The organism is Prolixibacter sp. SD074 (genome assembly GCF_009617895.1).
Classification (GTDB): Bacteria; Bacteroidota; Bacteroidia; order Bacteroidales; family Prolixibacteraceae; genus Prolixibacter.
In genome coordinates this window covers 252816-278035 of sequence record NZ_BLAW01000001.1, presented here as the reverse complement: position 1 = coordinate 278035, position 25220 = coordinate 252816, and the positions used below count along the sequence as shown (strand labels likewise).

Genomic DNA, 25220 nt, shown 5'->3' with positions numbered 1-25220 from the left:
GTTTTGAATTCAATTATTAAAATGACACAGACACCCCCATGGTATACGTCTTACTCAGCGGGTACATCCGTCCAAGGTCGCTGTCCGGATGTTCAGGATCGACAAACTTCACCCCTGTTATGGTAAACAGGTTGTAAGCATTGACAAATACGCGCATATTCATCGACGATAATGCATTCACCCTGGGAAGGGTATAGCCAAATTCAATACTCTTCAAGCGCAAGTACGCTGTACTCACCCGGTTGAATTCCGAATTACCAATTGGATAGTGTCCGGTGAAGCCATAATACCCGGTTGTCCATTTTGTTTCAGGGGCGTAAGGGTCTGCCATCGGATCAACCGGATGCCAACGATCCAGGTATTGTACCAGGGTACCGCCGCCATTGCTTCCCCAAATGGAATACAATGGTTCTTTATATTCCATGGAACCAAGTGCCGACCCTTGCAGGAGAAAGTTCATATCAAAGTTTTTGTATGAACACTCATAGCTCAAACTAAAGTTCATCCATGGTGTTTGATCGAAGGCGAACGGATGTTCATCCAATCCGTTAATCTCACCATCACCGTTCCAATCAAGGTATTTGTAATCACCTGGCAAAACATCTCTTTCTTTATAAAGGCCGTATGACCAAATATCTTTCCAGTTTTCAAAACGTCCTGCCGATTCATAACCGAATTGCACGCCTTGATAACGGTTTGTCAGGTTATCGTGGCGCCATTCGTCATAAGAATTTGCATAAGGCCCCTGTCCCGAAGCAATTTCATGTTTTTGACGGGTAACTGTAGCAATCGCTTTTACGCTGTAAGCAAAATGGCCTATCTTATTTCGGTGAGTCAATTCCAGATCCATACCAAAATGACGGTCGCTATCCAAATTCTCAATTGGGGCAGTAGCACCTACAACAGTCGGCAAATCGGCGCCACGACGAGCAAAAATCCCTTTCCGGTGACGATCGAAGTAGTCGAATGAGAATCCAAACAGTCCGTCCCACCCTTCAAAGTCAACACCGATATCCAATGTATGCGAAGTTAGCCAGCTATAGGACTCATTAGGGATCGGCAATCGCGACACCCCATAAACAAACTGGTTCCCGAAAATATAGCCTGGCGCATATTGGTTATAATACCCTTTTGCCGCGTTACCACTGGTAGCCGGATAGGTATAGCCATTTACCCAGCCGTATTCTGCACTTCCATCGTCCCCCAGCACTCCGTAGCTACCGCGCAGCTTCAACTGATTAACAAATTCAAGTTGTGAAACCGATTTAAAGAAGGGCTCTTCCGACACACGCCAGCCGACAGATGCTGAAGGGAAAAAACCCCACTGGTGTCCCGGGGCAAATTTTGATGAACCATCATAACGGAATTGTCCCTCAACAATGTAACGGTCTGCAAAGGTATAGTTCAAACGCCCTATCAAAGCTGAATTGGAAAGCTCATAAATATCATTTGAACCACTTTGCATGCCCCCAAGCTGATTTTCGTCGATACCTGCGAAAAGATATTCCATTCCGAAAGCCAGGTCGCGTTGTGCATAATAGTTATCGCCAGTGCGCTTTTGAGTTTCCCAGCCGACAAGTCCGCTCAGCTTGTGAACTTCGTTGAAAGTACGTTTATAGTTAAGGATAAATTGTCCCAGCGTTTGCTGTTTGCTGTAGAATTCGCGTCTCAGTTGGTTGGGAGAACTCGGATTGTACAACTTTGCATCGTACGAATCAGTTAATTTGTTATATGCATATTGATAATATTCTTTACGGAAAATAGTATTGTCGTCCATGCGGTAGTCGTAACTAAACAAGGCTTTGGCCGACAATCCTTTCAACGCATTCGACAAGGTACCAAAGTCGAAGTTCAGCGCTGCCGATGACTGGAAATATTTTTGAGCGTATTTACGGTATCCTGAAATATCTGAAGTCATTTCGGCAACTGTATTCTCCTCCAGGTCTAGCCCTTCGTAGCTAAGCATCGTCTGTTCCGGGTCAGCGTAAGCCGGGAACAATACACCCTGCCTCCAGTAATTGCGAATAATATCAACTGCGCTGGTATAAGGATTGTTACGTTCGTCAGCAATACCGCTCAGGTTCAGGTCAAACTTCAACCCTTTTAAGATCTCCGTACTGATATTTGAACGTAAATTCATTTTATGATAATTCAGGTCTCCTGACTTAAAGAAACCGTCCTGATCCATGTACCCGATACTAACATAGTACTGTGTTTTTTCCGTACCTCCGTTAATACTTACGTCGTGTTGCGTTTGCGGCGAAAAGTCAGAAAACAGCAAAGAGGTCCAGTCTGCCGCTCGACGGGTTCCATTGCGGAAATCTTCAAAATCCTGTTCGGTATAAATAATGGTTCCCCCGTTGATATTATTCATCGACCTCTCGTTGTAAAGCGTCATGGTTTGGAAGGGATTTGCAAGTACCGGCATTCCCGAAGGTTCCTGCAAGGTGTAAGAACCATTATAAGATACTTTCACTTTTCCTCCTTTTGAACCTTTCTTGGTCGTTACAAGCACAACACCATTACCCGCTCGCACACCGTAGATAGCTGCCGATGCATCTTTCAAAACAGATACGTCTTCAATATCATTGGGGTTCAAACGTTGAAACTCACCGACTGTGCGGGGAACACCGTCGATAACCACCAGCGGGGCCCCTAAACCACGAATGTCGAAGTTGCTGTTATAGGCACCGGGCTCGGCGCTTTTTTGCCAAACACGTACCCCGGCAATCCTCCCAGTCAACATGTTCTCCGGGTTTTCATTTTTGGTTTTACGCAAATCTCCCCCTTTTACACTGGCCACAGCTCCTGTTAGTGTAACTTTTCTTTGCGTACCATATCCAACCACAACGACTTCATCAAGGTTTCTTTTATCCATCTGCAATGTCACGTTGATAGTGGAGCGTCCGTCAGCGCTTTCTTCTTTTGTGATAAAGCCAAGAAACCGGTATACCAACGTAGCATTTTGAGGTGCTTCAATGGTATACTTTCCGTTAGAATCGGTAATAGTTCCTATCGTGGTATTTTTAACCGCCACAGTTGCACCTATAATCGGCTCGCTTTTGCTGTCGGTAACAATACCCGATATCGTGGTATTCTGCGCCCATGATGCCAAAGGCATAAAAATCATGACAAATACGATCAGACGTAAAAATTGCGCAACTTTTATGTATCGATTTTCAGTCATAAGTATATTAAATTTGTTTAGTGTTATTTCTCCAGTTCATATCGGGATAGTACCGCATATTCAGCAGAAAAAGCAAAATTGAACATGGCTTCAGTGTTGTTTTTGTTATTATCGTAACTCCAGCCTACCAACAAGTTTGTGGGAAGGAACCCGTTGTAAAGGAAGTTTTCATACCCATAGTCGAGATTTTTCTGGAAACTATCAATGTAATTTGCAACATTGCCATACGCTGGAAAAAGGGCAACATACCCCCGCATCAGCACGCCGTTGAACCAGTCGTTAAAGCCGCTAATATCATAGGTGTAGTAGCCGGATACGGTTTGTCCGGGTTTAGCGAAGTAACTAAAGCTTGCATCTGCCAGTCTTCTTCCGTCAGTCAAATACTGGTCATCTCCGGTAACCCGGTACAAGTCTGCAGCTCCCGAAAGCATTGTTCCGCTGTTGTAGCTGATAGCTGGTCCAACCTGATCGCGGCAAGAAATACCCTTACGGTATACCGTCCCGTTCACCATCTCGGTTTCAGGACTGCCGGGAGAACACCCTCCCATCATATCGTTGTAGACCCCGTCCGACCGTAGTAAATATTTCTTCTGCCAGGCATAGATTTTCTTTGCAAAGTCCAGGTAATACTCACTTTTATTAATCTGCCTGGTTTTGCGGGTCACTTTATCAGAAGAGTCAATGTAATGGGAAGTAGTCACATCTGCCTTATTTTTATATAATTCAGACAACCACACCAGGGGGCTGACCATTGGCCCGTTGCTACACGAGTGTTTGGTTACGTAACCAGGCCCCCAGGTAATACCGCCAATTTCGTTTCCGTTGGCATCAAGGGTACAATCCCATCCGTCCAGAACATATTCGGTCAGGTATTCGGCTTTCTTCAAATACTCCTCATTATCCGTATTTTTGTAGGCTTCAATTAACTCACGGATCAGCCACATTTGGTCGTCGTAAACGTTTTGAATCCCGCCCACATCTGCAGAACCTTTTGCGTTATTACGATTAACACCATACACCGACCATTCCCTGGTTTGGGTATAAGATGTCAACTCAAAAGTTCCGAGATAATAATCCGCGTTTTCATACAGTTGCTGCAACAATTCCGAGTAATGGTCAAAGTTGTCGTTATAAAGCGTTGCATCGCCGTTTTCCTTTTGAGCTTCGAGTCCATGGAGGATCGCATTAACGGCCTCAATTGCACTGGTGTACATCCAGACACTTCCTTTCTCTTCGGAACGAACCTTAGTGTAAGGGTTATAATACCTGGCCATAGCCATTCCCGCCCCCGTGAAATGGGCTTCAATGGCGTTGTCTGTTAGCTCCATCGCTCGCTGTAGATTTTCTTCGGGTGTGTTTATCCCCTCCACCGGAGGATTTGGATTATCCGGATCATTATCCGATGTAGTCTCACTACACGCCGAGGTTAAAAATAAAACCAAGGCATATGTAGCGAGAATAGTTTTGAAAATTTTCATTCTAGTTTCTGTCTATTTCTAGTTCAAATCAATTGAGTGTATCACCAGCTTGTTTTCACCGGTATTAGCAGCTCCGTTATATACTCCCAGTACAATGGTTACGTCTTTGCCATCAAACTGCGACAAATCGTACACGAATGAAGCATAGCCTTCAGGGTTTCCGGCACCACCGTCTCCGTGTTTAAACTTCATGCATCCGTCTGCAGCTTCTTCAGCTTCCTGAGCAGTATTGGAAATTGGGATGACATTTGTAACGGTTCCATCATTTTGGATGGCAGTGATTTTGAAGAATGTATAGTTGTCTCCGAAGTTACGGGTGCTAAACGTCAGCTGATCGTGGCCCGAAGCGATTGAGAATTTCGTATACAAGTAAGATTCAGGCACTTTGGTATCAACGTCCGCAGTATTACGTGTTTTAATGATGTAGCCTTCCGATGGAAATACTTCCGGGTCTTTTCTCAAAGGAACAAACGACCACTCTGCCGCTACGTGAGCCACAGCCCGCCATGCCTGATAAGCTGCCGGATATCCATCCGTCATACTGACATTCCTTCCGGCGCTGATTGGACTGATCCCAGTAAAAGAATATTTTGTTTGTGGCATGGTCGAACGAACTGCGCTCATTGGCAATTTCCAACCTGCTACAGCTTCATCCCCAGGTAACCATCCTGTTCCTTCAACTTTTTGGTCGGCAAAACGAATCGCCCTCAATACAAGTTGTTTCCAGTAATCGCCCGTTTCGTGACGGTAGATACCGATTGCAATGATCACTTCTTTACCAACGTAATCACTCAGGTCAAAATCAACATCGGTGTAATCACCCGATCCCCAGATTTTTGTCTCACCCACCTTCACGGCTGCCGGTTGCGCTTCAGCGAGGTCGACGACCTGCACACCATAATAGGCCGGACTAGCTTCGTCTGCGTTATGCGTACGGATCCGCAATGACATGATTTTATTGTCTTCAGTGATCAACTTACTTCCATAGGTGTAAGAGTCGAATACATCCATGTCAGCCGGGTTGTTTTGTTGGTCTCCGTCGTTGCGGATACGCAAGGTGGTACCTTCCCATTGTTCTTCCCAGTTGCCCCAGAAGGTGAGCGAACACATGTAATCGCAAGCCCAGTCCCAGTGGGGATAAGCATCGGCATTGCCACCGCCGCGGTATTCGCTGTAGTACCATTTATCGGCGCTCATTAAGTCTTCCGCAGTCAAACCACGAAGTACTTCCTGCGCCCCCATTTCAATGTTCAGGCTCACCACACCGTTAACAAAGCTTTCCGGAGTAATCGCTTTTGTAATTGTGACATAGTTTGCTTTGGTGAATGTTACCGTATAGTCATCAACAACTAAATTATTGATTGAGAAGCGACCATCGGCACCGGTAAACACATCGTTATCAGCTCCCAGACTCACAGTCACTCCTTCAAGCGGAGTTCCGCCATTTTTAACATCGATAACGGTACCGATAATGCTGGCCGAAGCGTTTACCATTGAAGCACTGGCGTTAGCTACCCCATCCACAAACTTGTCGGCATTAACTGTAACGCTAACCGTTAACCAACCATCTTTCGTAAATTTTACCGCATGTACCGTTAAGGATACATTTTCTGCAGTATAGGTCCCATCTGCAGCCGTCGTAACAACAACGTCGTCTTCGTTTACTCCCGAAATAGTTACTTGAACATCAGATATGGGTTGACCACCTTCATCGGTGACAGTACCTGTTACGGTTCCATACACCGGCCCCTGTAGTTGGTCATCTTTGTTACAAGAACTAACTGATACGATAATCGTACCCAGCAATGCAGCGAAAGCAAATGCTTTTAAGAATTCAATTAGCTTCATATTTTTAAATTAGGTTAAAACATGTCCAGTCCCGGGAGCAAAAACCAATTCGCACAAACCAGAACTGTCATTCAAGATTTCTTTTTAGTCACTGTAAATATTATCGGATGGTGGTTAAAATATGGGTTAAAATCGGGTTAAAACGGACAAAAATTTATTAATCTATCCCATAATCCTCCGACTGCGGGAATAATCACAAGCCCAAAATTCACACTGCTTATGCTGCCGGATTTTTTAATACCTTTGTTCCCAGATCTTGTTAAAAGTGTGACTAATCAATGAGGCTGTATGCGTTTGTATTTTTGCTATCGGTACTCCTGCCGTTGAATGAATCGTTGTTGGGAGGATTAAAGTTTCATGGTGGCGAAAAACCAATAGATCAACGGACATCATACAATGTTTTTGGAGCGAATAGTGTAAGTTTCTCGAATAAGTTCGATATTGAATTTAATATCTCGCTTTACCCGACCACCAAAATTGGCTACATTATCCGAATTAAAAACAAAAAAAGTAACCGAATCTATAACCTGCATTACGATGCGCAGGGAGATGACTATAAATTTGAGTTTAACGAAGAAGGAAAAGATAACCTTATCAATGCCAGTTTTGATCGAAAAGAGTTAATTAACCTTCACTGGTTTAAAATGAAGCTTTCTTTCGATTTGGTAAACGACTCCATAAATTTGACCATCCATAACCGGAAATTTGAAATTGGTAATGTTGACCTTCCGAATACTTATTACCCCATCGTTCTTTTCGGGAAAAGCGATTATATTATTGATGTCCCTTCTTTTGCCATAAAAGAATTATCCATTGGCAATGACGAAAAATACATCTTCCCGTTAAAAGAAAGTGAAGGTTCAATCGTTTACGACAAAAAGGGCAAGGCAATCGGGAAAGTGATCAATCCCGAATGGCTGATCAACGACTCCTATCATTGGAGATATAAGACTTCGTTTAAATCAAAATCGGTAGCGGGCACCAATTACAATCCCAGGAAGAAGGAATTTTATTATTTCAACGACGATTCGATATATATTTATAATGTAAGGTCGGGCGAAACAGAAGTAAAAGTTTTTGATAAGATATGTCCGGTAAAACTCATCCTTGGCACGAACTTCATTGATGTAAAAAACGACAAGCTGTATTCTTACGAAGTTTATTATGAAGGCCCATACGATGGATCGACCGTTGCCAGCCTCGACCTAAACACTTATAAATGGACACCGGAAACGTATGAACAGCTTCCAACGCAATTACACCATCACGGTTCTTTTTTCGATCCGGATAAAAAACAATACACCATTTTCGGTGGATTTGGAAGTATGCACTACAGCAAAAACTTTGTCACGTACGATATTGAAAACAAAGAATGGAAAACCCGGAATCGTTTTTCGGGAGACTTCCTGTCACCACGTTATTTCTCTTCCGTTGGTTATTTAAAAGAAAAGAATTCCGTTTACATCTTTGGAGGGATGGGAAACGAATCCGGCCAACAAACCGTTGGCAGGAGATATTACTATGATCTCTACAAGGTCGATCTCAACACAAATAAAATTACCAAATGTTGGCAGATACCATGGAACAAAGATAATGTCGTTCCCGTTCGGGGCATGATTGTTTTAAACGATTCGTGTTTCTATACTTTGTGTTACCCGGAACATTTCTCAAACTCGTATCTGAAATTATATCGTTTTTCGTTGATAGACGGGAGCAATGATGTACTGGGGGACTCCATCCCGATACATTCCGATAAAATTACGACCAATGCAAATTTATACTACGACGACCAACTGAACAACCTGTATGCAACGGTACAGGAATTTGACGATGACATTGCTTCCGACCTGAAAATCTATTCACTCGCCTTTCCCCCTATTACCGCAGACGAAATAAAAAGCTATTCAAAGAGAGGGATGAACACTGCTGCAATATGGATTATTATTCTTGCCGGCACTTCTATTTTGGGTATTGTATATCTCGTGTATAGAAAACTTAGGCAGCATCGGGAGGCGAGCGAAGCTGAACTTGCCATTTTACATGATGATGGAAAAGCAAAAACAATAACAAAACCCAATTCAATCTATTTGTTTGGTGACTTTATGGTCCGCAACAGGAATAATAAGGATATTACTTACATGTTCAGTGCCAAACTGAAGCAAGTCTTCTGTTTGATTTTGCAATATAGCGCTGAAGGCGGAATTACCTCTCGACGTTTAAGCAACATTTTGTGGCCGGACCGTCCTGCTGGAAACGTAAAAAACTCAAGGGGAGTTACCATTAACAACCTGCGGAAAGCACTGGGTGAACTTGATGGGATTGAATTGTCCTACGAAAAAGGTTGTTTCAAAATCGTCCAAACAAACGAATTCTATTGCGATTATATTCGGTGTCTCGAACTCATTTCGGACCATGATTTTGAAGAATCAAGGGAAGAACTGATTGAAATTATTACCCGTGGCAAATTCCTAAAGCTTTCTGATCATGAACTCTATGATTCATTTAAAGAGAAAATGGAACAGAAGCTGGAACCCATCCTTCTTCTCGAAATTGAAAAGTCGTTTCATGCAAAAGCGTACCAAACAACGATTGATCTTGCCGAGGCATTGTTCGGCATTGATCCGCTAAATGACACCGTACTAAGCTACCAGATAAAAGCGATGCAAAGACTCAAGATGACTGACGAAGCCACGATAAAATACCAGGCTTTTGTCATTGAATATAAAAACATCATGGGAACCGACTTCCCACATTCATTAAGGTCTTTGAGTTAACAAGGATAAATCACGAAACATAGGTTGCAATGGCGTTTGTTGAAAACGATATCAGTAAGCGATAGGTAATCGGATCATCTATCGCAACAACCCTGACAGCTGTATTTTTCACCTTGATTTTTGCCATGGTGAATCATTTTCTTCAATTGAACGGCTAAAATTGGTTAGTCGATATGCTACCTTGCTTCGTTCTCATCTTATTTATCATTAAGTTCACCAGTTAACAAAATAATTAAAAAGAATGTCCATAGTGGGGAAAGCTGTTGGTGGGGTTTCTGCGGAAAGAAAAGTACATTTTCGTTTGCCATAGTTTAAGAAGCGCTTCTCATTCCCGCGCGAAGCTCAACTCGTGAGTTTGGGATGAGCATCTCGCGGGATCTTCTTCTTCATCTCGTGGAGGCGAGATACGCTTCGGAAAACCGGAAATCGTCAAAGGTTCGAGATCGTGCAATATAAAATTTTAAAACCTGTAACTTTTTTGCTTACACCCTCTTCAGGGCGCCGCCCATCGGCTTGTTACCCGACGATAAGACTTTGCCTTGCCCTAAGTTTTACACCGTTTGCGCAGGAGGGTAAGGAACAAAGGCAGAATAACGAATATCTCCTTTTTTCAGTTTTAGATATGCCATATCAGGCATATGGCTCTCACTCCACACTAAACCGATAAATCGATGAAGTGTGGTAAACCTCTCCCGGACGCAGAATAATAGAGGGAAAATCAGGATGATTTGGAGAATCCGGGAAATGTTGTGTTTCCAGAGCGAACGCTTCCCGATAATTATAATGTTTGCCTGATTTTCCAATATCGCTTCCGTCCATGAAGTTACCACCGTAGAATTGCAGACCGGGCTCTTCGGTAAATATTTCCATCTTTCTTCCGCTCGTTGGATCGAAAACTGTTGCTGCCCAGCTCATTTCCCCCTCTTTTGTCTTATTCAACACAAAATTGTGATCGTATCCCTTGCCGTTCTTCAATTGCTCGTTTGTAGCCTGTTTCGACAGGTCCTGACCGATGGGCTTCGCCTTCCGGAAATCGAATGGGGTACCTTCAACCGGCTCATTTTTTCCCAACGGTATCATTGTTGAATCCACCGGAGTATAATAGTCAGCGTTGATGGTGAGCAACTGGTTATTGATCGTTCCACTGCCTTCTCCTGCCAGGTTATAGAAAGCATGATTGGTCAAATTCACGGGTGTTGCTTTATCCGTGGTAGCCCGATAGTCAATGCGCAAGGCATTATTTCTCGTCAGGGTGTAGGTTACTTCTACGTTCAGGTTGCCCGGGTACCCCATTTCCCCGTCTTTCGAAAAGTAGTCAAGCACCAGCGAACTGTCTGTTTTCGATTTTGCGCTCCATACTTCATTGTGAAAACCTCCCGGGCCTCCGTGAAGATGATTCACACCGTTATTCAGCGGCAGTGTATATGTCACCCCATCAAGGGTAAACCTCCCTTTGGCAATCCGGTTCCCAACCCGGCCAATCAAAGCTCCGTAAAAAGGTTCGTGCGACTGGATATAACTGTCAATATTATCGAAACCTAATACAACATCAGCTTTTTGCCCATTCCGGTCCGGAGCGCATAAACTCACAATACGGCCGCCATAATTGGTAATGGCAGCCGCCAAATCGCCGTTATGCAGAAAATAAAGGTTTGTTTTACGGCCATTTACCGTTTTTTGAAAACTTTTGGCATCCAGATGACCACAAGTCGTCGTACTTTTTTTCTCCTGACTGCAGCCTCCCAGTAAAAATCCTACTGTCGCTACTGCTAAAAGGTATTTCGTTAGTTTCATTTCTCTATGGTTTATGAGTTGATATTAAATGCTTTTTTTCATTGGAACTTCCCCGGCATCTCGTCCTTAAAATCTCCAATCGGATACAAGATTAAGCCAGTGCTCACCTTATTTTGATAAATCTTTTTCAGCTACCCCTCCCGTGTTATTCTCACCGGAATAATAAATCCACGGGCGTCAAAATACATATGGTCGATGCAGGTGACCCGGTGATTGGCGTCCGTCTCGCCCAGTGGCCTGCGATGATAAACGATGTACCATTCGTCTTTCCCAGGGATTTTTATGACAAAAACACACAGCACTAATCTTCATCATGGTAGTTATTTAAAGGATTGCTTAAAGATAAGGTCTCCCAAATCGAAGGAAGAGCATATTGTTTGCTATCTGTGAAAAAATCTCTTTCCCAGCTCATTTACTCCTTCTTTTCAAACAATACTGAATGAATTTTTTTCAATGTATCCACTGGTATTTTAATCACCTTCCGATCGTAAGTCATCAAACCATTGACCTCCCCTTCCACATCAGTGGTTTGCGTGTAAACTGCAGCGGACAAGCCTTTCGTTTTTTCCATTTCAACGATCTGGTTAAATTTTGCGATGTAATTTTTGAGCAGATCATCAGCCGAGTGATACGTTTGATATCCCCAGTTTCCTGTGTCCGGGTTCCATAAGTGACCCTTAACAGGATAGCCGATACCTCCGAATTCGCCAATCACCGAAGCCCGGTCTATCGATACGGGCGGAACATGGACTTCTTTTTGATAAGTGTGTATATCATACATATCACCGCATGGACGCAGGGCCCACCCGGTAACTGCATCCACCAGGCGTGTCGGATCGATTTTCCTGACCATACTGGCAATTCTGCAGGTAGCATACTGACCCCAACCTTCGTTGAAAGGGACCCAAACTACAATGGATGGCGAATTGTAGTGCAGATCAATCATCCGGCGAAGTTCATGCTCATAGTCTTCTGCATGGGCCGTCCGGACCTGTAGATCCCGGCCCCGGGGGGAAACATGCTGAACATGTACCGGCCGCTCTTTGCCCTCTTCCTGCATAACCACCATTCCGGAAGGCATATCCTGCCAAACCAGCATTCCCAGTTTGTCGCAATAGTAATACCAGCGGGCCGGCTCAACCTTGATATGTTTCCGGATCATATTGAAGCCCATCTCTTTGGTCACTTCAATATCGTATTTCATGGCCTCGTCTGACGGCGGAGTGTATAAACCATCGGGCCACCAGCCCTGATCCAGCGGGCCGTACTGGAACAACGGCTTGTTGTTCAGGAAGAGGTACTTATTCCCGTCTTTATCGCCCAGGCTGATCTTCCGCATCCCGAAATAGCTTTTCACGCGATCCAGCACTTCACCCGCACGGTTGGTCAGCGTCAAATCCATATGGTACAATACCGGCTGGTCAGGCGACCACAGTTTGGGGTTTTCAATAGTAATAACTGCTTCCCTGTCTGCCTTCACCTCCTGTTTAGCTACTACTTCTTTCCCACCTAGCGATATGGCAACCTGAACGCTGTATTCCGGTTTTAGCGGCTTATTCAGCATGGGAATGACCGAAACCGTTTTAGTATCGATATTCGGCGTCGTTTTTACTTCCTGAAGATACGCTTCATGCGAGACAGCTTCGAGCCAAACGGTTTGCCAGATACCGCTGACCGGGGTATACCAGATCCCTTCCTGCGAAAGTTGCTGTTTACCCCGGGGCTGAGAACCGGTATTGGTCGGATCGGTGACGGTTACGACTAATTCATTGGAGCCTTTTTTGCTTAAATACTTTGTTATATCAAATGAAAAACGGTCGTAGCCACCCTTGTGCGAACCAACCAGAAGACCATTGACATAAACCGTGGTGGAATAATCCACCGCTTCGAAATTCAGGATAACGTTCTTTCCTTTCCAACCCGCCGGAATCGTGAAACGACGCTTGTACCACAGCCGGTCGCCGGGTAAGAAGGAACGGCCAACACCTGAAAGAGAAGACTCAACACAAAACGGAACCAGGATATTCCCCTGGAATTTTTTCGGCTCGCCCTGGTTATCCTTCAATATGGCATACTTCCACAACCCGTTCAGCGACATCCAGTCCGAACGCTCGAACTGGGGCCGCGGGTACTCTTTCCATACATTTTCCGGGGTGACTGTTGCAGCCCACCGGGTCTTTATCCTGTTTCCTGCTGGTGCCCGGTTTTGTGCAATCAACGGGAGACTAAAAATCAAGATTACAATCGTCAGTTTAGCTTTCATACTATTCATAGTTAAATTATCTTCTTCGTTTGTATTCCCTTTGAGATGCAGGTAAGCTATACCTGTAGATTACTGTTTACGATGTCGAACCTTTATTTCCGGTTGCATTATTTTCAGCAGATCAGGTCCTCCGTCCGGGTTTGGAATAAATTTACACCGATTAATATGTACAATACGGGGACGGAGTTGTGTAGCACTGAAATGGGAATGATAAACAATGTACAGTTTACCCTTCCGGTCTTTGAAGAAGCCACAATGCCCGGGACCGGTTATCTTATCAGTTGATGAAACAATGGGGTTTCCTTTGTATTTTGTCCAGGGACCGGTCGGCTTTGATGACGTTGCATAGCCGATGCTATAATCAGGGTTGGCAAAATGATTGGCCGAATAAACCAAATAGTAGTTACTATTGTGTTTAAGCATATAGGGGCCTTCATTCACCCTGGCAACAGGATTCTTCTTACTTAATTCCCATTTCTGAGAGGCCCCAAAGCATTTCTGAACGGTATTTGCTTTAACGGATTGAAGGTCATCATTCAGCTCACACCTCCAAATTACGTTTCCGTTGGTAAATGCCACATAGTAAAGATATTTATGTCCATTGTCGATAAACAGATGGGGATCAATTGCTTTTGTCGAAATCAGGGGCTTTTTTACTTGCTGCACAAACGGCCCGAGAGGATTATCGCTTGTAGCCACAGCAATGTGCTCTTCGGCGCAGAAGAACATATAATACCGGTTATTCAAATAATATACTTCAGGAGCCCAGAACCCTTTCCCGCCCCAAACGTCATCTTTTACCAGCGCAAAACCTCCGGTTGTCCCTACGGGCCCTGTCCAGTCCTTTAAATTTTTTGACCGGTATACCTTTATCCCCTTCTGAGCATCTGAAGTGCCGTACATATAGTAGGTTCCCCGGTCGTTTAAAATAAACGGATCCCCCATTTTTACAGGCTTCCCCGCCAAAGCTGTAAGGGCGTTTAAACATTGCAGCAATGCTGAAACAAACAGGATACTAAATAATCTCGCCATAGTCTAAACTTTTTACTTCCTGAAAACTTTTCAAGATGGCCCCTCCTCAAATAGGGGCCATTTTTCCAATATCTATGAAAAGAAAACGCACTACATGTTTGGTTTACAGAATAATTTATTGATAAACTACGAGAGCGTAGCCGTATTTTACTGTCCAGAGATTATTCCTTCCGATACGGCCCATTTTTCCCAGGCTTGATTCATCTCTTTGACCTTCTCGGGATACTTTGCAGACAGATCATGCGTCTCTGTGTGATCTGAAGTAAGATTAAACAGCTCCCAGTGATGACGGGGAAGTGCCGACATCTTCCAGTCACCAATACGAATGGCCCGCCCCCCTTCATGCTCCCAGTACAACGTATCATGCAGCACCTTCGTTTTTGCCAGTATCAGCGGCATCAGGCTCTTCCCTTCCAGTTTGGGGGTTTTCTCTCCATTGATGCTATCGGGGTAAGCCGCCCCGGCCACGTCCAGGCAGGTCGGCAGGATATCGATCACATGTGCGACTCCGCGATTCAACGTACCGGCAAGTCCACTAAGCCTGGCCGGCCAATGTATGATAAATGGTGTGGCGCTGCCTCCTTCATACGACTCCTTCTTCCAGTAACGAAAAGGCGTATTCGAGGCACTGGCCCAGGCTCGTCCAATGTAGTCCCACGTGGTTTCCGTCCCCGGATGATCCGAGTTATATTCGATAATCGTTGAGTCGCGGGTGAACCCGGGACGGTCAAAGCCAGGCGGATATCCACGCTCGTATGATGCCCCGTTATCCGACAACACAAAAATGATCGTATTCTCATACTGACCGTTCTTCTTCAACGCGGCAATGATTTTTCCCACTCCCTGGTCGACGTGGTCCACCATGGCGGCGTGGACTGACATACAGGCCGATTCATAGGCCTTCTTCTTACAGTCTGCCCAACTCCGTCCCGAGGAGTTCGCTGGTAACGGGTATGTAGTACTGTCTATCAGTCCCATCTGAACCATCCTTCGGTAACGCTCCCTGCGTAATACTTCCCACCCATCCTTGTAGGTATCCTGGTATTTGGCAATATCTTTTTCCGGGGCCATCAACGGCCAATGCGGCGCATCTTCTGCTACGTACAAAAAGAAAGGCCTGTTGTCCTTCCGGTAACTGTCCAGCATCTCGATAGACTTCTGTGTGATAAAGTCTGTCATGTAGAAGGTGTCAGGAACCGTTTTGATGGGCTCCTCATTGTGTACCAAGCTGAAGGGATCATAGTAATCGACCACACCCCAAATTACCCCCCAGTGCTCCTCGAAGCCCCGGTTACACGGGTAGCTCCACAATGGTGCAAACGGACCGTGGTCAGTCCGGTGGGCCAGCCAGCGGAGCTGCTCATTATGGTTCGGCAGTGGTTTGGTTTGCGACAGATGCCACTTCCCGGCCATGCCTGTATGATACCCATTATCCTTTAATACCTCCGCAATCGTTGCCGCATTCCGGTTAAGGTTAACACCCATCCCGTTAATTCCGGCGGTCTGGGCATAAAGCCCGGTCAGCAGGGAAGCACGCGTGGGACAGCAGCGCGCACAGTTATGCATCTGGGTAAAACGGACTCCCTTAGATGCCAACTGATTGATATTCGGGGTTTGAATCTCCCCTCCATAGCAACCCAAATCGGAATAACCAGAGTCATCCAGCATGATCAGCAGGATGTTTGGATGATCCACCTTTTTAGTATCACTGGTGCACCCGGAGAATATCAGCCCCCCAAGCGCTAACAACGGTATTGTTTTTAGATGATTCATTATACAGTATTTTTTATCCCGAAAAAATTAAACGGCTCCTACCATAACACCATTTTCCAGTATTACAAAATCAGATGTCTTGGTTGCTTTTCGTTAGGCTCATGATCAGATCGACCTCATCTTGCTTGTATGGTGTTCCGTCCTGGCGGAATATATCGTGAAACCATAGTTTGGGTTCTGAACCATCGGGAACCGGTTCATCCCACGCATATTTTGTATTGGTTTTGCCGGTAACCAGACCCCAGTTGATAGCGCCGATGTGCTCTCTCTTCAGCAATGGCATGATATTCTTAAATAAACTGTTGTTGCGCCTTGCCATATACTCTGTGCAAACAAGAGGACGGCCATACGCTTTCAACGTGTCAATCGCGGCTTGATGATTTTCAGGACCTTCATAGTTATGGTAGGTTACAATATCGGAATGATTAACCTGATAAGTGTTTAACCGGTACAAGGAGCGGTTCCATACTCCGGCAGTCAGAGGCTGACTTGGTCTTACCTCCCATCCCCACTGAAATACTTTTTCCAGCAAAGGAAGTGACCTGTTTCCATATCCTGAATTACCCGGCTCATTGTATAAATCCCACATCGCAACACGCTTGTCATTCTTAAATGTTGTCAATACATCATGTACATAAACCTTCAGCGTATCCACAAGTCTCGAATCCTGGTATAATAAATCGCCAGGGTCGCGAACCCAGCCTGAATTGTGAACCCCCGGTTTCGGATCCGGCTGTTTGCCTGCATGATAGGTTGCGTTCCAGCAATCGTCGAAGAATACAAAAATCGTTTTGATGCCATGTCGGTGAGCAATTGTCAGGTACTGGTTCATTCGGTCTTTAAACCCTGTCTTATCTTCTTGCCATGCCAGGTGATGCAGGTACACACGCATACAGTTCATACCAATATCCTCAGCCCATCTCAACTCCCGATCAATGGTGGTTGTATCAAAGGTCGCTGCCTGCCACATTTCCAGCTGATTAATAGCCGTACTGGGAATAAAATCACAACCTCGCAGCCAATTGTTCTCGTCCTGCCAGTCTTGTGCCTGCTCAACCATCCACCTGTTTATTGCTAATTTTGTATCTTTTTCCTTTCTATTAGGACTTTGGCAAGATGTAAACATCAGAATAGTAGCTACAAAGAGAAAATAAACTTGTTTTTTCATAAGGATTAGTTAATTATTACTGATACTTTTTAATTCATTAAAATTGGACACCATGTATAAGGCGCATTTTTATCATTTCCCGAAATCGATTCTTCTGTAATATGGCCTGGTAGTAAATTATAGTTCAACAAGAAATTAATGCCAACGGTATTTCCTTGCGGCAATCCATTCTTAAAAAAAGCTTTGGGAATGGCGGCTTCAATCACATAAGAATTTTCCTTTTGCCTGACCTTGTATTGAATTGAACCGGGAACATCTAACTCTTTCCATGTTCCATAATCCCCCTCCTCTATTTTTAGACTCCGGTCCAAATTAAAGTGAAATGTAAAAATTCCGTGATGAGGCTTTTCGTAACCTTTTCGCGCGATGTCCACCTGACAGGAAATTCCACCAGCAGAGCCGTTCACCTGTTCAAGATTATCAATTTTGGAAGCCAAATACAGGTAATGATCATCGGCGCAAACCGTTGCTTTCATCCGTGTTTTGCTTTTCTGCCCGATAAAATAAGGCCATTCGCCTTGCCAACACCCTTCGGTCAATTGTCCATCCACAGAAATGGTACCAACAGGAACGGAAAATTCAGGAATGACGTGTCCTTTAATCATCCAGACCTCCGTTGAATTTGTTGAATACGCATTGGTCGATGTCAGGGCCACGGGGACCGTTCCATCGTTTATTACTAAAAGGGAATTCCACAAGCCCGATTTATTTATTGGCACGGTAAACGGGACACTCCTATTTCTGAACCGGGTGCCATCATCCGTTCCCACTTCTACGACCATACATGCCCTGTCCCAACTATCACTTCGGTTCCAGGTTGACTGATATGAGAGTAGGACCTCGCCACTTTTAAGCCTGACTATAAACGGGGCACCGGCAGATATTTCATCCGGAAGCAACTCATCCAATGGTTGATAATCTCTTCGGGGATCATCGCCCGAAATAACCCCGTCAGCCCAATTCTTTGAGAGCTTCTCGTGGTAGATGGTAGGTTTGAATTCTCCTTGTTTGTTGTCTTCAACAGAAACTAAAATTTCACCTTTATCCTGAAGTACAAGTGGAACCGGCATTCCGTCCCGTCTATTTTTTCTGAATCCTACTATCTCTGGCTCTTTCGTCCATGTCTTTCCTGAATCCATTGATCTGAAAATCGAAATATTCTGTTCATCAGATGACGTATATATTCCCTCATTTGAAAAATATAATTGCACTTCACCACTGGGAAGTTGAACAAAAGATGGCTCCCAACAGCCGTCGTTAAATGTTGACTGAGCTTCATAAATCAGCTTTTCATCTCCCCAACTCTTTCCACCATCTACACTTCTTTTTACTTTAATTCCAAATTTCCGATCATCTGTGTAGGCCTTACGTGGTCGAGGATTGCAGGCAACAAGAATCGAGTGGTCGCTCAATTCAATAATATCAGGAACTGCCATACTAATATTATTTTCTGTTCTAAAAACAATTTGAGGGGTGCTCCAGGTCTTTCCTGAATCATAGCTAAATACCAATTCTACATTTCCCGAAGAAGTTTCATAAACACAAGCTAAGTTCCCGTCATGAATCTGTTCCAAACGTGCATAACCACAATATACCTCATTGTGTCCGACAGCAGGTGCGATTTTAACCATCGTACTATAATCCCAGTCGATCCTGATTCCATCAATATTTGGTTTGGTCAACGGCTCCTGCAACACTTCCCCGACAGAATTATTGGAACAGGAAACAACCAGTCCAAAAAAAACATATAGCAATAAGAAAAAATGATATGTGTTCATTGCAATCATAAATTATTTGATTTCTGCTTGTTCAACTTCAACCTCGCCCGATGGTCTGTTTATTTCCTGTCCGGCTGGAACAGGTGTTCCAAAATCAGGAGTTCCATCGGCATTCCAGGTAAAGGGTTGCATACGAACATCGCGTTCCCACCCTGGAGAGGAACTCTTCTTCGAATGATAAACAATCCAGTCCTCAGTCCCATCGGGTGATTTTACAAAAGAACAATGTCCTACCCCATAAACCGTCGAAGTTCCCTGAAATACCGGACCTTTTTTCTTCCAATTGGAAGGATCGAGTACGTTACCGTCAGGATTTATTAGTTGTAACATTCCCAAACGATAATCGACCAACCAGGATTCACGGCACGAATAGACAATAAAGATATGGTCGCCGTGTTTCAGTATTTCCGGCCCTTCGTTCAGATTAAGAGGGCCACCGGTCTCCCAGCTTTCTTCCGGAGATGATAACAGTACACGTTTCCCCTTCATCGTATAAGGATTCTCCATTTCCGCTATGTATAAATTTTGAGGAGTCGCATCAGTATCCACCTGCTTGTTCCATCCCGACCAAACCGCGTATAGCTTTCCCCGGTATTCAAGTACAGTCATATCGATCGCCCAGATGTTGCTGGCAGGAGTACCCGGATTATCGCCGGTATAGAGCATTCCCATATCCTTATAATCGCTGAAAACATCATCTGTAGCTGAACGCAGCACTCCTGTCCGCTGATGAATAAAAGGCGGTCCGGAAACACCGGCAGCATAATAAACGTACCAATGCCCATTTATAAAATGGATTTCGGGAGCCCAGACACAGTTACTGTTCCATCCGCTTGAGGGTGCACGCCATATTGCTTTTAATTTGCCCCGGCGCGTCATATATTTTGAGCGCGAAACGACGATCGCATTATTAACAGAGTAACAGTAAATATAATGGTCTCCATGCTTGATCATCCAAGGGTCTGCCCCGTCCCAAACGGGGTTCGCAAATGTATTTTTTACCTGTGGTTCAGCAGATATTTCTGACTTTCCACAACCTGTAAAAGATACAAGTTCCAGAAACATAATGACTAATAGTTTATTTTTCATCATTAGTTATTAAATAGCTTTACCCGAGGAGCAGAATAAAAAACAAAATATTATGTTCCTCTATTTTTCTCAAATCGCAAATCTTACTTACAGAATAAATGAAACGTTACAACTGTTTTAACCAAGGGATTGGTTTCATTCATTATTCCTAAACCAGGCACATATTATCAAACTAATTCAACGAGGGAAATGCCGAGATACGCAGACGTGCTGCCCCCATAGGTATCAATGTGATATTTTCGACCGGTGTTTGAACTTTAACCGGATAAAAAGGTAGCACCGCTACCAATCCATATTGATCGATACCCCAGGTGGGAATTCGCTGCCCTTTTGCCTGAATTTCAATTGGAACATTAGATGGTGTAAATGGGAAATTATCCTTCGGCCACTTCTTATGAACAATTTTCATTGACGCGGAAAGACTGTTTTTGTCCAACACTAATCCATAATTCCACGGGCTAACAGGTTCAATTTTATAGGCCGGCCATTTATTAGGATCTGCTGTTTTCTGCCATTTGGAATCACCAATGGCAGATTTTATGTTACTAATCTTCTTGTATTCTTCAGCTATTTTCAATGAAAATGTCAAAGGACCGTAGTTTACAGAAACACTATTCTGATTAACCTGCCAGGTACGACATGACAGTCTCATGGGCAATTCAAGCCTGATTTGATCATTGTTGCTCCATTCCCGGTCAATCCGAATGAAGGTATCGGGAAACGCATTAGCCTTTACCTGCATTCCATTGATCTGAACCGAAGCTTGTTCACACCATCCGGGGATCCGCAAATAAATCGGGAAACTCACTTTTTGAGGTGTATTCAGTGTAAAACGCACCTCCTGTTCAAAGGGGTAACGGGTGTCCTCAGTGAGTGTCAACTCAGTTCCGTCACCAACCTTGACCTTGGTTACACAGGCGTTATACATAACTGCCGCCAAACCATTGTCATTACTCGCCATCACCAGGTTCTCCAGATAATACGGAAGTGCATGACCATGGTTGTGCTGGCAACATCGGCTACTGAACGGGTTCATTGCCAGGAAAGGACCGTTATTCGCAATACCAGGTGAATGATTTTTGTCATCAGCGGTAACCTGATTAGGACAGGTAATATAACGAAGCGCTTTCATATCGGGCGTAAAAGCAGCCGGAAAACTGTTGAAAAGTACATCCTCACAATTATCTGCCCACATCGGGTCTCCGGTAATTCGTGTTAATATGCCGTCTGAAGTCATCTGCTCAGCAAAGCCGCAAGTTTCTGTTCCCTGTCTCGGGTCGACATAACCCATTCGGGCATTCTCATCTGCACCGAACATCCCTCCGGGAACCTGTCCGAAGGTCCGGCGAACCAAGAAGTAATCATTGTATGTTGCCTTTAAATCCGCCGAGTCACCTGTTTGCATATAGTAGGTTGCAGGCTCACGGAAGCATTCGGCAATATTCACATTGTGCCAGTTTGGAAGCGTTGATTCCTGTTCCCAGTTCGCAGTATTAAGATGAATTTTCCGGGCGAGATCCAGCAGGAACTTGTCTCCGGTGAGATTGTAAAGCCAGTAAACACTATACAAATTATCCCCGCCTCTGCTGTTTTCCCAATAGCTGGAAAGAAACTCTTTATCCGGTACAGTCAACTCGAATCGGAAATATTTCGTCATGAAGGGAATAACACGTACGTCGTGGGTATATTCATAATAATTCTGCAACATGAACAATACAACCATGTTAGGCCAAAAATCCAGATTGCCATTGTCCGAGCGAACTTCCGGCCCAAACCAGCCATTTTCCTTTTGACTCTTGAGAATCGCATTTATCCAAATCATCGTCTCCTTTTTCATGGCTGGATCGTCAAATATAAAAGCCATATCGGAGTAACCGCGAAGCCAATAGGGTACCTCCTCCCAACCATGATCGCCTCCTTCTGATAACCAGGCGTTATTGTCTTTTTCGAGCCAGGCACTAATCTCTCCTAAATGCCCGCATAACCCATTCTTTTGAAGTTCAAGCCATTTCAAAATCCACCCCTTCGGATGGATGCTTCCTAGCGGTAATTTGATAAATGATGCAGGAACCAATGGTTTCCGATTACCGGGATAAAAAGCATTTTGAGCACTCGTTACAGGTTTGGTAATTACTTGGACATTGGAGCTATCTTTCCTATCGTTACAGCCTGAAAAACTGAATGATAGAAACAATAACAAGCTCATATAACAGATAACTTGCTTCATAATTTTTCTTCTTAAGCAATTATGTTCCGTTTACAATAAATAAAACTTTAGACCCTGGATCCTGTATAGGAATACAGGATCCAGATCAGTCAAAAACAACAAACACGGGTTCACTTAGCTTTTAATAACCTGATCTTAAACCTAAAGCAAGCTATTACCCAGATACTGTAGGCTTTATCTCATTCTAAATCATCGGTTATTTATTCCCGTTTTGTTCCAACATTTTAATAAAATATCCACCAACGACCGAACGTGCCTGAAATCCAACCTTTTTCGCATTGGTGGTTTCATACCAGTCACTCATCGGAACCCGGTCTGGTGTTTCGGTTACGAACCGGTAAAGTCCCGAGATGAGCTTCTCAAAGTCCTGCGGATTTTCAGCCAGGGTAGCGGTCCACACCTCCCAATCGGCTTTTGTGTAAGTCTTCCTGCTATCAAGCGGCAAACCATAGGGATTCAGTTTTGTCAGATAATAGGCCACCTCTTTCTGTGCAACCTCCGGAGGAAAGATGTTCAGATGCAAAATCCGGTTCCAAACCAGGTTGTATTTCTGACTCCAAGTACCCGGTTTATCAAAGGTAAGACGGTAATGGTCACCGTCATTGGCCATCTGTATCCATTTTTGGGCCATTGCTTTAGCCGCCTCGGTGTATTTTTTAGCTACTGCTTGTTCCCCCAGCATTCCTGCCAGCTTGCCATAGCAGGCAATTCCCATTATGGCCTTGATCGACAGGTTGGTATTGTGAGCAAAATGACCTGCAAAATCATCGGTACACAATTGGTTTTCCGGATCCATTCCCTTATCCAGAAGATAATTGGCCCAGGTTGTCAATACCTTCCAATGTTTCTTGGCATATCCTGCATTCCCTTCCATTTGGGAAATGGCAGCTGTCAGGATAACCATGTTTCCACTCTCCTCTACAGGCATGTCGCCGCCATAAGTTTGCCCGTTGGCTTTTGGATAAGTCCCCACATCATGAGCAGCAAAGGGCTTGGTCCATTTTCCGCTTTCTGAAAAATAAAAGATAGGATTCAGCATTCCTTTCAACAGTTCCGGGTTGTATTTCAGGAACAGTGGTGCCGAGGGGTAAGTCACATCAACGGTCCCGATGGAACCATTACTGAAATTTTCTTTGGAAAAGAACAGAATATTACCCTGAGGATCCTTTGTCAACTTGTGAGCAGCAATTGATTGTCGAAAAGCCAACACACACAATTCGGCATACTGCTTTCCCCCTGCCGCCAAAGTCTCATTCCACATTTTGTTATCAAACCTCGCACAACGCTCTTGTACCTTAGCGTGGTCTTCTGCAGCCGCCAGCAGTGCATCATCCATCGAGACCTTGCCGTTCCTGGTCCACCAAGCCTTTAAATTCTGTCCGAAATACTGAATCGACTCGATATCGTTGTAGCCAATCATCACAAATCCTTTCACCGGCTGATTGGAAACCTTTCCAAGCTTCTCTTCACAGGCCATCGCGGGCATATTCCGTGTCATTTTTGCTGTAAGATCCCGCTTTCCGACAGGAATAGCTCCATTCTCTGCAAATACTTTCTTCGTTTCGAAATAATTTCCGATTGACATCGAAGATTGAGGATTTCCGCTGGTAGCCAGGTATACATACCCCCAATCAATTCGCACGTCATCGCCCTTCTTCTGAAGGATAGGCTGGGCTGTGGTTCCTGCTTTCAGATAGGAAATATGACCGGTTTTACCCCGGGATACACGAACCTCCTGACTTACTTCATTAACCGCCCACTGCGGGGTTATTTCAAAATAAAGCTGCACCTGATGTGCTTTTCCATCGTTCGAACGTACCCAGTAATTAATATAGTCTACGGGACGCGAGAGCAAATCAAGATCATTGGGCAGTAGTGGGGCAGTGAAAGTAAGTCCCAGTTTTACCGGTCCGCAAGTAAAGCCATAGTAGGTCTGTGTTGCAGATAAAGCCACACTATCCTGAAATGCCGTGTGGGTAAATATTTCCGATTGGTTGTTTTCACGATAAAGGCCAAAATCGACATAAGCCCCTCCGGTTTTATTATGGCAGTGTACCGCAATAACGTTTCGACGACCAGGGAGCAACAACATCTTATCCAGCTTCAATACCACGTTATTTTTCCAGCTATATCCCGTATCCACGAGTTTCTTACCGTTCAAATAAAGCTCAAAATTATCGTCATGTGAATATATCACGTAGATACTATTCGCCGGTAATTGTGGAGGCAGTTTAAATTCGCGACGAACCCAAATGTCTTTGGTTTCCCACAGAGTTGACAAAGCAGGCATACCGGAAGTACCGAAAGCAGCTTTACCCGATTTCCACCCTTTTTCTGTAAAGTTTTTTTGCTCCCAGCCTGTCTCCGGCTTCTGCATGGTATATTTTCCTTCCCATGGTTCTTCTTTGGCCATGGGTAAAATAGCAATCCATGGTATATTTTCTTTCCCCATAAACCGGTAGACCTTACCATCAACACGGATAGCCCCAATGAGGGAATGAGTTTTTCCCGTCCAGTGTCGTACCGGGCTATTATAGAGTGTATCGGTTTCACTCCAGGCGCTGGTGTATGGGTCAACAGTCACCAGTGGGTAAGCAGGTGCTCGGAGATATGTAGCAATAGGTTGCGCACCCGCTTTCTTCATTGCTATGCCAGCTACAAACATAAATCCTATTGATAATAGGAATATTAATTGACCAATGCGAAACATATTATATCTTGGTTTGGCTTTATACAAAAATTGAGAAATATTCCGAAAAATAAAGAGGGACTGTTCAGGAACAGCGTTAACCTGAACAGTCCTTCAATA

General features: G+C 44.3%; 13 protein-coding genes. 1 reads left to right on the top strand and 12 read right to left on the bottom strand.

Going from position 1 to position 25220, the window contains the following annotated elements; genetic code table 11:
* Nucleotides 1-16 precede the first annotated feature (16 nt).
* Genes GJU82_RS01215 through GJU82_RS01205 form a run of 3 tightly spaced genes read right to left on the bottom strand, consistent with a single transcriptional unit; the run spans nucleotide 17 to nucleotide 6513 of the window.
* Nucleotides 17-3187 (bottom strand): TonB-dependent receptor, encoded by a 3171-nt coding sequence (locus GJU82_RS01215; protein WP_153630483.1) that lies wholly within the window; start codon nucleotides 3185-3187, stop codon nucleotides 17-19.
* A 23-nt stretch (nucleotides 3188-3210) separates the two neighbouring features.
* The gene (locus tag GJU82_RS01210) at nucleotides 3211-4665 is read right to left on the bottom strand and encodes a glycoside hydrolase family 76 protein (protein ID WP_153630482.1); all 1455 of its coding nucleotides are present in this window, start codon (nucleotides 4663-4665) and stop codon (nucleotides 3211-3213) included.
* An 18-nt stretch (nucleotides 4666-4683) separates the two neighbouring features.
* Entirely contained in the window at nucleotides 4684-6513 is a 1830-nt protein-coding gene (locus GJU82_RS01205; protein ID WP_153630481.1) for a collagen binding domain-containing protein, read from the bottom strand.
* Nucleotides 6514-6791: 278 nt separating this feature from the next.
* On the opposite strand from GJU82_RS01205, the gene GJU82_RS01200 reads away from it, so the two are divergent.
* The gene (locus tag GJU82_RS01200; protein WP_153630480.1) at nucleotides 6792-9287 is read left to right on the top strand and encodes a DNA-binding transcriptional activator; all 2496 of its coding nucleotides are present in this window, start codon (nucleotides 6792-6794) and stop codon (nucleotides 9285-9287) included.
* Nucleotides 9288-9932: 645 nt separating this feature from the next.
* On the opposite strand, the gene GJU82_RS01195 is transcribed toward GJU82_RS01200, so the two are convergent.
* The 9 genes from GJU82_RS01195 to GJU82_RS01155 form a co-directional block, all read right to left on the bottom strand.
* Nucleotides 9933-11081, bottom strand: a complete 1149-nt coding sequence (locus tag GJU82_RS01195; protein ID WP_153630479.1) for an aldose epimerase family protein — start codon at nucleotides 11079-11081, stop codon at nucleotides 9933-9935.
* A gap of 412 nt (nucleotides 11082-11493) precedes the next feature.
* Entirely contained in the window at nucleotides 11494-13344 is a 1851-nt protein-coding gene (locus tag GJU82_RS01190; protein ID WP_153630478.1) for a glycoside hydrolase family 2 protein, read from the bottom strand.
* A gap of 69 nt (nucleotides 13345-13413) precedes the next feature.
* Nucleotides 13414-14376 carry a glycoside hydrolase family 43 protein gene (locus GJU82_RS01185; protein ID WP_153630477.1) on the bottom strand — a complete coding sequence of 321 codons (963 nt, stop codon included), beginning with the start codon at nucleotides 14374-14376 and terminating at the stop codon, nucleotides 13414-13416.
* Nucleotides 14377-14523: 147 nt separating this feature from the next.
* The gene (locus GJU82_RS01180; RefSeq protein WP_153630476.1) at nucleotides 14524-16149 is read right to left on the bottom strand and encodes an arylsulfatase; all 1626 of its coding nucleotides are present in this window, start codon (nucleotides 16147-16149) and stop codon (nucleotides 14524-14526) included.
* A 70-nt stretch (nucleotides 16150-16219) separates the two neighbouring features.
* On the bottom strand, nucleotides 16220-17317 hold the full coding sequence (locus tag GJU82_RS01175; RefSeq protein WP_228488514.1) for a hypothetical protein: 1098 nt from the start codon (nucleotides 17315-17317) through the stop codon (nucleotides 16220-16222).
* 29 nt (nucleotides 17318-17346) lie between these two features.
* The gene (locus tag GJU82_RS01170) at nucleotides 17347-19095 is read right to left on the bottom strand and encodes a sialidase family protein (protein ID WP_194830927.1); all 1749 of its coding nucleotides are present in this window, start codon (nucleotides 19093-19095) and stop codon (nucleotides 17347-17349) included.
* 12 nt (nucleotides 19096-19107) lie between these two features.
* Nucleotides 19108-20160, bottom strand: coding sequence for a family 43 glycosylhydrolase (locus GJU82_RS01165; protein WP_153630474.1), 1053 nt, complete (start codon nucleotides 20158-20160; stop codon nucleotides 19108-19110).
* A 196-nt stretch (nucleotides 20161-20356) separates the two neighbouring features.
* Complete coding sequence (locus GJU82_RS01160; RefSeq protein WP_153630473.1) at nucleotides 20357-22411, bottom strand: beta-L-arabinofuranosidase domain-containing protein; 2055 nt, start codon at nucleotides 22409-22411, stop codon at nucleotides 20357-20359.
* A gap of 196 nt (nucleotides 22412-22607) precedes the next feature.
* On the bottom strand, nucleotides 22608-25076 hold the full coding sequence (locus tag GJU82_RS01155) for a glutaminase family protein (protein WP_228488513.1): 2469 nt from the start codon (nucleotides 25074-25076) through the stop codon (nucleotides 22608-22610).
* Between the last annotated feature and the right edge of the window lie 144 nt (nucleotides 25077-25220).